This window comes from Diaphorobacter sp. JS3050, from assembly GCF_013154915.1.
GTDB lineage: Bacteria > Pseudomonadota > Gammaproteobacteria > Burkholderiales > Burkholderiaceae_C > Diaphorobacter > Diaphorobacter nitroreducens.
In genome coordinates, this window is the sequence record NZ_CP053553.1 from 2,877,656 (window position 1) to 2,892,447 (window position 14,792).

A 14,792-nucleotide genomic window follows, 5' to 3' on the forward strand; every position below is an offset into this window, starting at 1 on the left:
CGATAATGCCTGCGCTGCATCCTAATTCATTCGGAGAGACTCTCATGTTGAACGGCAAAACCGCCCTCGTCACCGGCTCCACCAGCGGCATCGGCCTGGGCATCGCCAAGGCGCTCGCGCGCCAGGGGGCGAACATCGTGCTCAACGGCTTTGGCGACGTGGACGGTCCGCGCGCCGAGGTGCTGGCCGCCGGCGAGGCCGCAGGCGCCCGCGTGGCCTACCACGGCGCGGACATGAGCCGCCCCGCGGAGATCGAGGACATGCTCAAGTACGCCGCATCCCAGTTCGGCCGCGTGGACATCCTGGTCAACAACGCCGGCATCCAGCACGTGGCCAGCGTGCAGGACTTCCCCGTGGAAAAGTGGGACGCCATCATCGCCATCAACTTGACCAGCGCCTTCCACACCACGCGCCTGGCACTGCCCGGCATGCTGGCCAATGACTGGGGCCGCATCATCAACGTGGCGTCGGTGCACGGCCTGGTGGGATCGGCGCAGAAGTCGGCCTACGTGGCGGCCAAGCACGGCATCGTGGGCCTGACCAAGGTGACGGCGCTGGAGACCGCCCCGACGGGCGTGACCTGCAACGCGATCTGCCCCGGCTGGGTGCTCACGCCGCTGGTGCAAAAGCAGGTGGACGCCAAGGCCGCCGCGCTGGGCATCTCCAATGAAGAAGCCAAGAAAGTGCTGCTGGGCGAGAAGGAGCCCTCCATGCAGTTCACCACACCCGAAGAGCTGGGTGAACTGGCCGTGTTCTTCTGCTCGGCCGCCGCCAACAACGTGCGCGGCGTGGCATGGAATATGGACGGCGGCTGGGTGGCGCAGTAAGACCGCTATCAACAAGATAGCTGGTAACGCCCGATTGGCGGGCGCTGCAGTCCAAAATGGCTGATAGCGGCCGCTGGGGTCACTTGAGCTGCACCGAGCCAGCCACCGTCACCACCACCTGGGCCTTGCCGGCCTCCACAGGCACGGGAGCGTCGGACGCATAGGATGCCGCCTTGGCCTCCATGGCCATCATGCGCGGGCGCGGGCCGGGCGACATCTCATTGCTGTTCACCGCCACCTCGCGCAGCGTGTAGCCGCCAAAACCAAAGCCGCGCGCCAGTTCGGAGGCGCGTGCCTTGAAGGCCTCGATGGCCTGCGCCTGGGCCTCGGTCTCCACCTTGGCCCGCGCCTCGCGCGACAGGTCGAATGCGATCTGGCTGATGGACATGCTCTGGATCTTGCCCGCCGTGGCCGTGATGCGCGGGAAGTCACGCCCTTCCAGCACCAGCTCGGCGCGGCCCTGCCAGCCGGTGATCTTGCCGTCCTTGCCATAGCGCGGGTACATGCCGAAGGCCCCCGTGCGCACGTCCATCTGCTGCGGCTGGGCGGCGCGGCGGGCTTCGGCCAGCGCGGCGTCCAGCGCCTGTTTGAGTTGCGTTTGCACGCCTGCGGCGTCCGCGGCTTCCTTGGTGGCGGCCAGCGTCAGCACCAGCAAGTCCTGCTGCACCTGCACCGTGCCCGATGCGGAGAGCTGCAGCACGTTCTGCGGCGGCGCCGGAGGATTCTGAGCGTAAGCGGCCACAGCGCCCGCCATCAGTGCGCAAGCAGCTATTGTTTTTATAGTTCTTTGCATGGTGTTCCTTTTCTTGGGTTGACGTTGTACGGGCATGTGCAGCATGCCCCAGGACCGACGCTAACCGCGTCAGCGCAGCGCTGGCATGAATGCCCGGTAATGTCGTTGCGAGGTGTCGCAAAACCTGTAACAGTTGGTCAGACCCCGGGGTAAAACCGGACTTTCCGTTCGCAAGCTGGTCAGAATCGGCTCTGTTACAAATTGGACTGGGAAAGAAAGCATGGCTTCAACAACCAACCGTACCGACAAAGTTCTCGTGGTGGATGACGATGCGCGCATCCGCGACCTGCTGCGCCGCTACCTCACCCAGGAAGGCTTTGAAGTTATGGTCGCGGAAGACGGCAAGGCCCTCAACCGCATCCTGCTGCGCGAGACCGTGGACCTGATCGTGCTGGACCTGATGATGCCGGGGGAAGACGGCCTGTCGATCTGCCGGCGCCTGCGCGCGGCCAATGACCGCACGCCCATCATCATGCTGACCGCCAAGGGCGAGGACGTGGACCGCATCGTGGGCCTGGAAGTGGGCGCCGACGACTACCTGGGCAAGCCCTTCAACCCGCGCGAGCTGCTGGCCCGCATCCACGCCGTGCTGCGCCGCCGCCCACCGCAGGAGGCCCCGGGCGCACCGTCGGGCGACAACGAAGTGGTGACCTTCGGCCCCTTCACCTTCGACCTGGGCACGCGCGCGCTGCAAAAGAACGGCGAGGAACTGCCGCTGACCACGGGCGAATTCGCCATGCTGAAAGCCCTGGTGCGCCACCCGCGCCAGCCGCTGTCGCGCGAAAAGCTCGCGCTGCTGGCGCGCGGGCGCGAGTTCGAGCCGTTCGACCGCAGCCTGGACGTGCAGATCTCGCGCCTGCGCAAGCTGGTCGAGGTGGACGCCGCCGCGCCGCGCTACATCCAGACGGTGTGGGGCGTGGGCTACGTGTTCGTGCCGGACGGCACGAACTGACCAGGGCATCCCATCCGAAAGGAACGGCGGCCCACTCCATCGGCACGCCGTGCCCTGCATGACCGCTTGCACGCCACCTTGACATGAGCGCCACCCACGACGCGCCTTCCGATGCCACCAGCCCCGCGCCGCTGGAAACGTCCGCCAGCCGGCGGGCCCAGCGTGCACGCGTGGGGCTGAACCTCTTCTGGCGCACCTTCTTCCTGCTGGCGGTGCTGCTGATCGGCAGCATCATGGCGTGGCTGCAGACGCTGCGCGCGCTGGAGTTCGAGCCCCGCGCCCTGCAGACGGCGCAGCAGATTGCATCGCTGGTCAACCTGAGCCGCGCGGCGCTCATCCACTCCGACGCCATCGCGCGCGTGTCGCTGCTCAAGACCATGGCCGACCAGGAGGGCGTGCGCATCCTGCCGCGCGAGCCGGGTGACAAGTTCGAGTTGCTCTCGCCCTCCCCGCTCGGCTCGCGCCTGACCGAAGAACTCACCCAGCGCCTGGGGCCCGGCACCATCGTGGCCGCCAGCGTGAATGGCGAGAAGGGGCTGTGGGTGGGCTTCACCATCAATGGCGACCCCAACTGGATGCTGATGGACCGTTCGCGCCTGAGTGCCGCTGGCGGCAAGACCTGGATGATCTGGTTGATCACCGCAGGCGCGCTGTCGCTGGCGGGTGCCGCCGTCATCGCGCGGCTGATCAACCGTCCGCTCAAGCAGCTCAGCGACGCGGCCAACCGCGTGCGCGACGGCGACTTTGCCAACAGCCGCCTGGACGAAGAGGCCGTGACCAGCGAGATCCGCGAGGTCAACATCGGCTTCAACCGCATGGCGCAAAAGCTCGCCAAGCTGGAGCAGGACCGCGCGGTGATGCTGGCCGGCATCTCGCACGACCTGCGCACGCCGCTGGCGCGGCTGCGCCTGGAAACCGAGATGAGCGTCACCGACGACGTGGCGCGCGAGCACATGGTGGCCGACATCGTGCAGCTGGACGCCACCATCGACAAGTTCCTGGACTATGCGCGGCCCGACACCACGGTGGCCCTGAGCCCCGTCAACCTGCATGGCGTGGTGTCGTCCTGCGTGTACGCGGTGCAGGACCACCGCGAGTTGCAGATCTCGATGAACGTGCCCGAGGACCTGATCGTGATGGCCGACGAGGTGGAGCTGGCGCGCGTGATCTCCAACCTGCTGGAGAACGCCCGCCGCTACGGCAAGAACCGCGAAACCGGCATCACCACCGTGGACATCGCCGCCAAGGCGCGCGAGAAGTGGGTGCTGGTGAAGCTGCGCGACCACGGGCCCGGCGCGCCACCGGAGCAACTGGCCAACCTCACCAAGCCGTTCTTTCGCGGCGACTCCGCGCGCACGGCCGCCGCTGGCGCGGGCCTGGGCCTGTCGATCGTGGACAAGACCGTGCAGCGCATGGGCGGCATCTTCGCGCTGGCCAACTCGGGCTCGGGCGGGCTGGTCGCCCACATCCAGTTGCAGCGCGCGATGAATCTACGGCAGGGCCAGGACCCCCAGCAGCGCCTGCAGCGCCCGCAGATCAAGCGCCACCTGCCACCGCGCAGCGGTGTGCCGTCATCCCAGCAAAATCGATAGCAGCCAGCGCTTGCTGCGTGGCTGATTTACAGCGTTTTCTGCCGAAAACCGGCACTCTTCCAGCGCAAGCAGCTATTTTTTGAATAGCAACACGGCGGCGCGCGCCTCGATGGACAGGCCCTGCCCCACGGGGCCCAGGCGCTCGGCGGTCTTGGCCTTCACGTTCACTTGGTCCAGCACCAGGCCCAGCGCGGCGGCAATGCGCTCGCGCATGGCGGGGATGTGCGTCGCCAGGCGCGGTGCCTGCGCAACGACTGTGCTGTCAATGTTGCCGATGGCGTAGCCCGTGTCGCCCACGCGGCGCGCCGCCTCCTCCAGCAGCGCCACCGAGTCCGCGCCCTTGAAGCGCGCGTCGGTGTCGGGGAAGTGGCTGCCGATGTCGCCCAGCGCCGCCGCGCCCAGCAGCGCATCGGTGATGGCATGCAGCAGCACATCGGCATCGGAATGGCCCAGCAAGCCCATGGTGTGCGGGATCTCCACCCCGCCGATGACCAGGCGCCGCCCGGGCACCAGCGCATGCACGTCCCACCCTTCGCCGATTCTGAAATTCATGCCCATTGCGTTCGCCGCCCTCATGCCTTGGAAGAAAAGAAAGTCTTGACCGGGTCGCTCGCCGCGGCTCCGCGTTCGCCGCCAAAGCGCTCCAGCGTGGCGCCGTGCATGCGCTGGGCCAGCACGGCCTCGGCCAGCGCGAAGTCCTCGGGGTAGGTCACCTTGAAGTTCTGCGCGCCGCCAGGCACCAGGCGCGGGCGCAGGCCCATGGCCTCCATGGCACTGGCCTCGTCGGTGGCGGTGGCGCCCACCCGCTCCAGCGCATGGCGCAGCGCACCGATGCGGAACATCTGCGGCGTCTGCGCCAGCCATTTGTCGCTGCGGTCCACGGTGGCTGCCACGCGCACGCCGCCGGGGCCGTCGCTCGCCACCTTGAGCGTGTCCGCCAGCTTGTGCGCCAGCAGCCCGCCCACGCTGTCGTGCTGGCAGGCGTCGATGAGCGCATCGATCTGCTGTGCCGTCACCAGGCAGCGCGCCGCATCGTGCACCAGCGCCCAGTCCTCATCCTGCGCGCCGCGCGATTGCAGGGCCTTCAGGCCGCCCAGCACCGTGTCGGCGCGCGCGGGCCCGCCGCAGGGCACGGCAAAGAAGGCCGGGTGGGGGTGACCGTCGAAGAAGGTGTCGCCCGCGGCCACGGCCACCAGCGTGCCCGCCAGGCGCGCCACGCCCGCAAAGGCCGCCAGCGTGTGCAGCACCATCGGGTGACCCGCCACCGTGTGGTACTGCTTGGGCAGCACGGGGGGGCCGTCCTGCCCGCCCCTGCGCACGGCGCGCGTGCCGGTGCCGGCGCAGGGCACCAGCCCCCAGAAGCGCCCGGCCACAGGGCGAGCAGGGGTGGTGGGCGGCAGCAGGTCGGTCATGGGCGGGCATTCTAAAATCCCCGGTCGTCGTCTTGAGCCTCCTGGCGCACACTGCTCCGTGTCCTGCGCCCAATCCCACACCATGGGGCGACGCCACCTGCATGCAGCTGCCCAAACTCTCCCCCGGAAAACGATTCACCCTGCCCCGTCCCGTGGGCAGCGCCGACGCCTTGCTGCTGGCCCGCCTGGGCGAGCGGGAAAAGGCCGCAGGCCGCACCACCGCCATCGTCACCGCCGATGCAACCGACGCCCAGCGCCTCATCGACGAGATGGCCTTCTTCGCGCCCGAGTTGCGCTGCGCGCTGTTTCCCGACTGGGAAACACTGCCCTACGACAGCTTCTCGCCGCACCAGGACCTGATCAGCGAGCGGCTGGCCACACTCTGGCGCATCCAGCAGCGCGACAAGGACACGGGCGCCGACGTGGTGCTGGTGCCGGCCACCACGGCGCTGTACCGGCTGGCGCCGCCCTCGTTCCTGGCGGGCTACACCTTCCATTTCAAGGTCAAGCAGAAGCTGGACGAGGCCAAGCTGCGCGCCCAGCTCACGCTCGCGGGCTACCAGCATGTGTCCCAGGTGGTGGGCCATGGCGAATACGCGGTGCGCGGCGGGTTGATCGACCTGTTCCCGATGGGATCGGCCGTGCCGTACCGGGTGGACCTGTTCGACGACGAGATCGACTCCATCCGCACGTTCGACCCCGACAGCCAGCGCAGCCTCTACCCGGTGCCCGAGGTGCGCCTGCTGCCCGGGCGCGAGTTCCCCATGGACGACGCGGCGCGCGCCAAGTTCCGCCAGCGCTGGCGCGAGCTGCTGGAGGGCGATCCCACGAGGAGCCGCATCTACAAGGACATGGGCAACGGTGTGGCCACGGCGGGCATCGAGTACTACCTGCCGCTGTTCTTCGATGAGACGGCCACCGTGTTCGATTACCTGGGCAACGAAGCCACCGTGGTGCTGCACGGCGACCTGGAGACAGCCTTCCAGCGCTTCTGGCAGGACACGCGCGACCGCTACCGCCTGATCCAGGGCGACCCGGACCACCCCACGCTGCCGCCGGAGGCGCTGTTCCTGGGCGCCGAGCAGTTCTACGCCCAGGCCAACCAGCACTCCCAGTTGTCGCTGCGCCCCGGTGTGGAAGACGTGGCGGACAACGCGCAGTTCCAGAAGCTGCCCGACCTGTCCGTGGTGCGCGGCGCCGAGGACCCGCTGGCGCGGCTGCAGGCGCACATCCGCGCCACCGGGCAGACCGGCCAGCGCGTGCTGCTGCTGGCTGAAAGCGACGGCCGGCGCGAGAGCCTGCTGGATTTCCTGCGGGCCTCGGGGTTGAACCCGCCGGCCTTCGACTCGCTGGCTGAGTTCCAGTCCACGCCCGAGGAACGTGTGGGCATCGCCACGGCGGCGCTGGCCTCGGGCTTCGCGTGGATGGAAGAAGGCCTGGACCTGGTCACCGAGACCGAACTGTTCGCCGCCGGCTCCACCACGCGCCGGCGCAAGAAGCAGGAGCAGGCCAGCGACGTCGAAGCGCTGATCAAGGACCTGTCCGAGCTGAAGGTGGGCGACCCGGTGGTGCACAACCAGCACGGCATCGGGCGCTACCGCGGCCTCATCCACATGGATGTGGGCAACAAGAACCCCGACGGCAGCCCCGCGCTGCAGGAGTTCCTGCACCTGGAATACGCCGACAAGGCCGTGCTCTACGTGCCCGTGAGTCAGCTACAACTCATCGGCCGCTACACGGGCGTGTCTGCCGACGAGGCCCCGCTGCACAAGCTGGGCAGCGGCCAGTGGGAAAAGGCCAAGCGCAAGGCCGCCGAGCAGGTGCGCGACGCCGCGGCCGAACTGCTCAACATCTACGCCCGCCGCGCCGCGCGCGAGGGGCATGCCTTCCGCTACTCGCCCAACGACTACGAGCAGTTCGCCAACGACTTCGGCTTCGAGGAGACCGCGGACCAGAAGGCCGCGATCCACGCCGTGGTGCAGGACATGATCAGCCCGCGCCCCATGGACCGGCTGGTCTGCGGCGACGTCGGCTTTGGCAAGACCGAGGTCGCACTGCGCGCCTGTTTCGTGGCCGTGGCCGGGGGCAAGCAGGTGGCGTTCCTGGCGCCCACCACGCTGCTGGCCGAGCAGCACTACCGCACGCTGAGCGACCGCTTCAGCAAGTGGCCCGTGAAGGTGGCCGAGGTCTCGCGCTTTCGCTCGGGCAAGGAGATCACCGCCGCCGTGAAGGGCATTGCCGACGGCACGGTGGACATCGTCGTGGGCACGCACAAGCTGCTCAGCGAATCGACCCAGTTCAAGAACCTGGGCCTGCTCATCATCGACGAAGAACACCGCTTCGGCGTGCGCCACAAGGAGGCGATGAAGCAGTTCCGCGCCGAGGTGGATGTGCTCACGCTCACCGCCACGCCGATCCCGCGCACCATGGGCATGGCGCTGGAGGGGCTGCGGGACCTGTCCGTGATCGCCACCGCGCCGCAGCGGCGCCTGGCCATCAAGACCTTCGTGCGCAACGAAGGCACGGGCGTGATCCGCGAGGCCGTGCTGCGCGAGCTCAAGCGCGGCGGCCAGTGCTACTTCCTGCACAACGAGGTCGAGACCATCGAGAACCGGCGCCAGAAGCTCGAAGAGATATTGCCCGAGGCGCGCATCGCCGTGGCCCACGGCCAGATGCCCGAGCGCGAGCTGGAGCGCGTGATGCGCGACTTCGTGGCCCAGCGCTACAACATCCTGCTGTGCTCGACCATCATCGAGACCGGCATCGACGTGCCCACGGCCAACACCATCATCATCAGCCGCGCCGACAAGTTCGGCCTGGCGCAGCTGCACCAGTTGCGCGGGCGCGTGGGCCGCAGCCACCACCAGGCCTACGCCTACCTGATGGTGCCCGACATCGACGGCCTGACCAAGCAGGCGCAGCAGCGCCTGGACGCCATCCAGCAGATGGAGGAGCTGGGCAGCGGCTTCTACCTGGCCATGCACGACCTGGAGATCCGCGGCGCGGGCGAGGTGCTGGGCGAGAGCCAGAGCGGCAACATGATGGAGATCGGCTTCCAGCTCTACAACGAGATGCTGGCCGAGGCGGTGAAGCAACTCAAGGCCGGCAAGGAGCCCGACCTGCTCGCCCCCATGCAGGCCGCCACCGACATCAACCTGCACGCCCCGGCCCTGCTGCCCGATGACTACTGCGGCGATGTGCATCTGCGCCTGTCGTTCTACAAGAAGCTGGCCACGGCCAAGACCAGCGACCAGATCGATGGCCTGCTCGAAGAGATCGTGGACCGCTTCGGCAAGCTGCCGCCGCAGGCGCAGACGCTGATCGACGTGCACCGTCTGCGCGTGCTGTCCGCGCCCTACGGCGTCGTGAAGGTGGATGCCGCCCCCGGCGTGATCACCATCACCTTCAAACCGCAGCCCCCGGTGGACCCGATGGCCATCATCCACCTGATTCAGAAAAACAAGCACATCAAGCTGGCGGGCAATGAGAAGCTGCGCATCGAGCGCGAGTTGCCCGGCCCCGCCGCGCGCGCCCAGATGGTGCGCGACGTGCTGCGCAGCCTGGGCCAGCCGCTGGCCGAGGCGCAGGCCGCCGTCCCCGCCTAGGCAGATCCATGGCACTGGAAGCCGCCCTCGCCCTGCTGGCACTGGCCTTCGCGCTGGCCGCGCGGCCCTGGCGGCTGCTGGGCAGCCGCAAACCGTTGGCGCACGAGGCCCATGGCGCACCTGCCACGCTGTGGACGCCGCTGCTCGCCACGCTCGTGCTGCTGCCCTGGGCCTGGGCCCTGCCTACGCTGCACCGCATGCCGCTGCAGCTGCAGTGGTCAGGCGCCTGCCTGGTGCTGCTCATGCTGGGCTGGCCGCTGGCGGTTCCGGCCCTGCTGGCCGTCGGCACGATCGCCGCGCTGGTCTCGCCCAGCCTGGGCTGGGGCGACGCGCTGGGCCTGGCCGTGTGGCAGGGCATCGTCCCCGCCACGCTCGCGCTGCTCGTGGGCGTGCTGCTGCGGCGCCTGGCGGGCGCGCGTGCGCTCACCGGCGTGCGCATCTTCGTCTATGTGCTGGGCCGGGGCTTCCTGGGCACGGCGCTGTGCGTGTTCGTGGCAGGCTCGCTGTCGCACTGGGCGGGCCATGTGCTGCCGGGCGTGGGTAAGCAGTTGTCGCTGGTGGCGCGCTGGCTCATGGCCTGGGGCGATGGCATGGTCACGGGCATGCTGTGCGCGGTGTTCGTGGCCTTCAAGCCCGGGTGGCTGGCCACCTGGTCCGACCAGCTGTACCTGCCCAAGCCCTGAACGACAATCCCTCTTTTTCGCATCCGCTCTACTCCGCTTCCATGTCCCAGACTCCTTTTGAATTTGCCCCCGGTCTCGTCGTACAGGGCATCACGCCGCCGCTGCGGCTGGCCGACTACAAGCTCATCGCCTTCGACATGGACTCCACGCTCATCAGCATCGAATGCGTGGACGAGATCGCCGACGCCGCCGGCCGCAAGGCCGAGGTGGCTGCCATCACCGAGGCCGCCATGCAGGGCCTGATCGCCGACTACAAGGAAAGCCTGCGCCAGCGCGTGGCGCTGCTCAAGGGCGTGGGCACGGACCACCTGGAGCGCGTGTTCACCGAGCGCTTGCGCTTCAACCCCGGCGCGGCCGAACTCATCGCCGCCGCCAAGGCCGCGGGGCTGGCCACGCTGCTCGTTTCGGGTGGGTTCACTTTCTTCTCCGACCGCGTGAAGGCGCACCTGGGGATCGACTTCGCACGCTCCAACGTGCTGGAGATCGAGAACGGCCTGCTCACCGGTCGCATGGTGGACCAACCCTGGGGCGACATCTGCGATGGCGCGGAAAAACGGCGCACCCTGCTGGAGGTCGCCTCGCTCATGGGCATCGACGCGCGCCAGACCATCGCCGTGGGCGACGGCGCCAACGACCTGCCCATGATGGGCGCGGCCGGGCTGTCCGTGGCCTACCACGCCAAGCCCGCCGTGCGCGCACAGGCCCGCGTGGCCATCAACCAGGGTGGACTGGACCGGCTGCTGGAAGTGCTGCGCTGAGTCTCATACGGCAACCCATTGAAGCTCTCTTATTCATAGCTGTTAGCGCTTTTTAAATAAGCGCTTGAATGGTTTTTCGGCAAAATTTCATAGGATAAAGAACCCATTCCATATATGAATATAAAAATAAAAACGACTTGCGGCTGAGTCGTCCCGCTTACACTTCACACCCTGGCCATCGCCCTCTTGCACAGGGCGGTGCTCTCAAGTCACCGCTACAAGGAAACCGTTCTCCATGCTGAAGAAAACCCTGTCTGCCATTGCCCTGGCCGCTGCCGCGCTGGGCGCGCAAGCCGCCGACGTGCTCAAGGTAGCCGCCACGGCCGTGCCGCACGCGGAGATCCTGAACTTCGTGAAGCCCCAGCTCAAGGCCCAGGGCCTGGACCTGCAGGTCAAGGAATTCAGCGATTACGTGCAGCCCAACGCCGCCGTCGAGGACAAGCAGCTGGACGCCAACTTCTTCCAGCACCAGCCCTACCTGGACAGCTACAACAAGGACCGCAAGAGCAGCCTGGTGGCCGTGCCCAACGGCAAGATCCACGTGGAGCCCTTTGGCGCCTACTCCAACAAGATCAAGAACGTGAAGGACTTGAAGGACGGCGCCACCGTGGCCATCCCCAACGATCCGTCCAACGGCGGCCGCGCGCTGATCCTGCTGGCCAAGCAGGGCCTGATCGAGCTCAAGGACCCCAAGAGCCTCACGCCCACGCCGCTGGACGTGGTGAAGAACCCCAAGAAGCTCAAGTTCAAGGAGCTCGAAGCCCCGCTGCTGCCGCGCGCGCTGGCCGATGTGGACCTGGCCCTGATCAACACCAACTACGCGATCGAAGCCAAGCTCAACCCCACCAAGGATGCGCTGTTCATCGAAGGCGCCGACTCGCCCTACACCAACATCGTGGCGGCCCGTGCCGACCGCGCCAACGACCCCAACATCGCCAAGCTGATCAAGGCGCTGCGCACGCCCGAGGTGAAGAAGTTCATCCAGGACAAGTACAAGGGCGCCGTGGTCCCCGCGTTCTGACCGCGCACCGCGCAGCGGCAACGCTGTACGAAGAAAAGCGCTGCCGCGGCAGCGCTTTTTTCATGGGTGCGGGCACGACGTCAGGCGCCCTGCCACACCCACCAGGCCAGCACGAACATCATCGCGCCCGTCAGCGTGTCCAGCACGCGCCAGGCGCGCGGGTTGGCAAACACGCCCTGCAGGCGCCGCCCGGCGAAGGCCAGCACCACGAACCAGGTCAGGCTGGCCGACGCCGCCCCCAGCACGAACACCCACTTGAGCCAACCATCCTGGCGCGCACCGATGGAGCCGATCAGCACCACCGTGTCCAGGTACACATGCGGATTGAGCAGGGTAATGACGGCCAGGCCGCTGAGCACCCCCAGCACCCCGCGCGCCACGCGTTCGCCGCCCGAGGCGTTCAGCCCCGCATCCGGTGCGAAGAAGGCGCGATGCCAGGCAAACAAGCCGTAGGCCAACAGGAACAGCGCACCGCCCAGTTGCAGCGCATGCGCCAGCGTGGGCGAACGGCCCAGCACCTGCGCCATACCGGCCACGCCCAGCGCCACCAGCAGCGCGTCGCTGGCCACGCACCACGCCACGCAGGCGCGCACGTGTTGACCCTGCACGGCCTGGCGCAGCACGTACAGATTCTGTGCCCCGATGGAGACGATGAGCGACAGGCACACGGTGAAGCCCGTGAGCCAGGAGGAAGCGGCGTGTTGAGTGAACATGCGCCCGATGGTAGGCCTCGCATTCATTTAAGTACACTTCAAACTTCTAACCGATATTAAGTAAAACTGAATGCTGGACTACGCTGGACTGGAAGCCTTGGCCGCCGTGGTGCGCGAAGGCAGCTTCGAGCGGGCAGCGCGCCGCCTGCACGTAACGCCATCGGCCGTGTCGCAGCGCATCAAGCAGTTGGAGGAGCGCGTGGGACAGGTGCTGGTGCAGCGCGGCAGCCCCTGCACCGGCACCGACGCCGGCCGCCGGCTGTGCCTGCACCTGGAACAGGTAGCGCTGCTGGAAAACCAGTTGCGCCGTACCAACCCCGACCTGCTGCCCGACATGCCCGCGCCGGCACCAACGCTCAAACTGGCCGTCAACGCGGATTCGCTGTCCACCTGGTTCATGGACGCCATGGCCGCCTTCACCGCGGGCGGCAACGAACTGCTGGACCTGCGCATCGACGACCAGGAGCACACGGGCGAGCGGCTGCGCCAGGGCGAAGTGATCGCCGCCGTCACCGCCACGGGCACGGCCATCGCCGGCTGCAACACCTGGCCGCTGGGCACCATGCGCTATGTGGCCGCCGCCAGCCCCGGGTTCATTGCGCGGCACTTTGCCGACGGTGTGACGGCGGCCACGCTGGCGCGCGCGCCGATCATGACCTTCGACCGCAAGGACCGGCTGCAAGACCAATGGATGCAGGCGCACGGCCTCACGTCGCGCACGCATGCACCCAGGCACTTCCTGCCGTCCAACTTTGGCTACGTGCGCGCCTGCGAGGTGGGCATGGGGTGGGGCATGCACCCGCTGACGCTGATCGGCCAGCAACTGGCCGAGGGCCGTCTGGTGCAGTTGCTGCCGAACACCGCCATGGACGTGCCGCTGTACTGGGCCCACCCGCGCACGGCGCAGGTGGCGCTGGAGCGCCTCACCCAGTGCGTGATGGCGGCGGCGCGCCAGTGGCTGGAGCCGCTGGCGGCCTGAATCATCAAAAAGTAGAGCGCTTCGCGCTTGCAGGTAAAGCGCTGGAGCCCGTTTTTACGCCAATGTCTCGGCGCGGGTGATGGGCAACCCTGGCACCCAGCGCATGGACTGCACCAGCGCCGCCCCGCCCTGCCGCTGCGCAGCGATGGACGGGGTGACCAGATCGGCCACGGTGAAGCTGTCCAGCACTGCAAGGTAGGCCCGCGTGGCGTCGGACAGCACGGCTTGCAGACGGCAGTGGCTGCTCATGCGGCATTGGTTCAACTCGGCATTGAAACACTCGACCATGTCGAAGTCGGTCTCCGTCATGCGCACGATCTGGCCCAGGTTGATCTCGCTGGCGGGCTTCATCAGGCGCATGCCGCCGCCACGCCCGCGCGTGGTGTCCAGCAGCCCCTGGGCCGCGAGTTGCTGCACGATCTTCGTGAGATGGCTGCGCGAGATGCCGTGTGCCTCGGCCACCTCGCTGATGGTCACGGGCTGCTCGCGCTCCTGGCAGGCGGCGCAGTACATGAGCACGCGCAGCGTGTAGTCGGTCCACTGGGTCAGTCGCATGGTTGCACCAAGGGTTCACACAAAGATTCACTCTATGTGGATTTTAATGAATAAAATATTCATCACAAGTGAACCTTTAAGGAAGCCCCATGAATACCGCCACCTCTCCCTCCCTCGACCCTCGTCAGGCCATCGGCCAGATTGCCGTTGAACTGCCTGGCGCGACCGCCGTGTTCCGCCGCCTGAAGCTGGACTTCTGCTGCGGCGGCCAAGTGCCGCTGGAACAGGCGGCCGCGGACAAAGGCCTGGACCTGCAGGCCGTGGTGGATGAGCTTTCCGCCCTGCAACGCCCCAACGAACTGCCCGACGCGGGCACACCCACGGAACTGATCGACCACATCGTCGCGCGCTACCACGAGGTGCACCGCGCCCAGTTGCCCGAGCTGGTGCGCATGGCGCGCCGCGTGGAAGCCGTGCACCGCGACAACCCCAACACCCCGCACGGCCTGGCCGACGCGCTGGAAGAGATGCAGCAGGAGCTGCTGACCCACATGCACAAGGAGGAAGCCATCCTGTTCCCCATGCTGCGCAGCGGCGGCAACGCCTTCGTGACCCAGCCCATCGGCATGATGCGCAGCGAGCACGTGGACCACGGCGAGGCACTGGAGCAGATCGCGCGCCTGACCAACGACATCACCCCGCCCATGGGCGCCTGCAACACCTGGCGCGCGCTGTATGCGGGCCTCGCGCAGCTCAGCGACGACCTGGTGAACCACATCCACCTGGAGAACAACGTGCTGTTCCCGCAGTTCGAGGCCGGCGCCTCGCAGGGCTGCGGCAGCGGCTCGGCATGTTCGTGCAGCGGCGGCTGATGCCCGTCAGCGGCGCGCGCCAACGGGCGTGAGCCGGTAGGCGCGGACGGGGCCCGCATGGCGGCGCTCCGCGCCCTTGCGTAAAAAGCG

At 67.7% G+C, this 14,792-nt stretch carries 14 protein-coding genes; 9 read left to right on the top strand and 5 right to left on the bottom strand.

The window, feature by feature from the left end; all coding sequences use genetic code 11:
• Window positions 1-44: 44 nt before the first annotated feature.
• Window positions 45-827 (top strand): 3-hydroxybutyrate dehydrogenase, encoded by a 783-nt coding sequence (locus HND92_RS13800; RefSeq protein ID WP_011806275.1) that lies wholly within the window; start codon window positions 45-47, stop codon window positions 825-827.
• A 79-nt stretch (window positions 828-906) separates the two neighbouring features.
• Here HND92_RS13800 and HND92_RS13805 read toward each other — a convergent pair whose 3' ends face one another.
• A complete protein-coding gene (locus tag HND92_RS13805; RefSeq protein ID WP_172207813.1) occupies window positions 907-1,620 on the bottom strand; it encodes an SIMPL domain-containing protein in 714 nt (237 codons plus the stop codon).
• Between the two features lie 220 nt (window positions 1,621-1,840).
• On the opposite strand from HND92_RS13805, the gene ompR reads away from it, so the two are divergent.
• Entirely contained in the window at window positions 1,841-2,572 is a 732-nt protein-coding gene (gene ompR / locus HND92_RS13810) for a two-component system response regulator OmpR (RefSeq protein WP_011806277.1), read from the top strand.
• An 83-nt stretch (window positions 2,573-2,655) separates the two neighbouring features.
• Window positions 2,656-4,164, top strand: coding sequence for an ATP-binding protein (locus HND92_RS13815; protein WP_172207815.1), 1,509 nt, complete (start codon window positions 2,656-2,658; stop codon window positions 4,162-4,164).
• A 72-nt stretch (window positions 4,165-4,236) separates the two neighbouring features.
• Here HND92_RS13815 and ispF read toward each other — a convergent pair whose 3' ends face one another.
• Both ispF and HND92_RS13825 read right to left on the bottom strand, forming a co-directional pair.
• Window positions 4,237-4,716, bottom strand: a complete 480-nt coding sequence (gene ispF, locus HND92_RS13820) for a 2-C-methyl-D-erythritol 2,4-cyclodiphosphate synthase (protein WP_135148652.1) — start codon at window positions 4,714-4,716, stop codon at window positions 4,237-4,239.
• 20 nt (window positions 4,717-4,736) lie between these two features.
• Window positions 4,737-5,576: a 2-C-methyl-D-erythritol 4-phosphate cytidylyltransferase gene (locus HND92_RS13825; RefSeq protein ID WP_015913878.1), complete on the bottom strand. Its 840-nt coding sequence runs from the start codon at window positions 5,574-5,576 to the stop codon at window positions 4,737-4,739.
• A 101-nt stretch (window positions 5,577-5,677) separates the two neighbouring features.
• Between HND92_RS13825 and mfd the strand changes: the two genes are divergently transcribed.
• The 4 genes from mfd to HND92_RS13845 all read left to right on the top strand — a co-directional run bounded on the left by mfd (window position 5,678) and on the right by HND92_RS13845 (window position 11,643).
• On the top strand, window positions 5,678-9,181 hold the full coding sequence (gene mfd, locus HND92_RS13830; RefSeq protein WP_172207818.1) for a transcription-repair coupling factor: 3,504 nt from the start codon (window positions 5,678-5,680) through the stop codon (window positions 9,179-9,181).
• 8 nt (window positions 9,182-9,189) lie between these two features.
• Window positions 9,190-9,864, top strand: coding sequence for a hypothetical protein (locus HND92_RS13835; RefSeq protein WP_172207820.1), 675 nt, complete (start codon window positions 9,190-9,192; stop codon window positions 9,862-9,864).
• Between the two features lie 41 nt (window positions 9,865-9,905).
• Window positions 9,906-10,622, top strand: a complete 717-nt coding sequence (gene serB, locus HND92_RS13840; protein ID WP_011806283.1) for a phosphoserine phosphatase SerB — start codon at window positions 9,906-9,908, stop codon at window positions 10,620-10,622.
• 235 nt (window positions 10,623-10,857) lie between these two features.
• Window positions 10,858-11,643, top strand: coding sequence for a MetQ/NlpA family ABC transporter substrate-binding protein (locus HND92_RS13845; RefSeq protein WP_011806284.1), 786 nt, complete (start codon window positions 10,858-10,860; stop codon window positions 11,641-11,643).
• Window positions 11,644-11,723: 80 nt separating this feature from the next.
• Here HND92_RS13845 and HND92_RS13850 read toward each other — a convergent pair whose 3' ends face one another.
• The gene (locus tag HND92_RS13850; RefSeq protein ID WP_041836071.1) at window positions 11,724-12,356 is read right to left on the bottom strand and encodes a LysE/ArgO family amino acid transporter; all 633 of its coding nucleotides are present in this window, start codon (window positions 12,354-12,356) and stop codon (window positions 11,724-11,726) included.
• 70 nt (window positions 12,357-12,426) lie between these two features.
• On the opposite strand from HND92_RS13850, the gene HND92_RS13855 reads away from it, so the two are divergent.
• Entirely contained in the window at window positions 12,427-13,335 is a 909-nt protein-coding gene (locus HND92_RS13855; RefSeq protein ID WP_172207822.1) for an HTH-type transcriptional regulator ArgP, read from the top strand.
• Window positions 13,336-13,389: 54 nt separating this feature from the next.
• Here HND92_RS13855 and HND92_RS13860 read toward each other — a convergent pair whose 3' ends face one another.
• Window positions 13,390-13,890, bottom strand: a complete 501-nt coding sequence (locus tag HND92_RS13860; RefSeq protein ID WP_047349478.1) for an Rrf2 family transcriptional regulator — start codon at window positions 13,888-13,890, stop codon at window positions 13,390-13,392.
• Window positions 13,891-13,979: 89 nt separating this feature from the next.
• On the opposite strand from HND92_RS13860, the gene ytfE reads away from it, so the two are divergent.
• A complete protein-coding gene (ytfE, locus tag HND92_RS13865) occupies window positions 13,980-14,702 on the top strand; it encodes an iron-sulfur cluster repair protein YtfE (RefSeq protein WP_015913884.1) in 723 nt (240 codons plus the stop codon).
• Window positions 14,703-14,792: the final 90 nt, after the last annotated feature.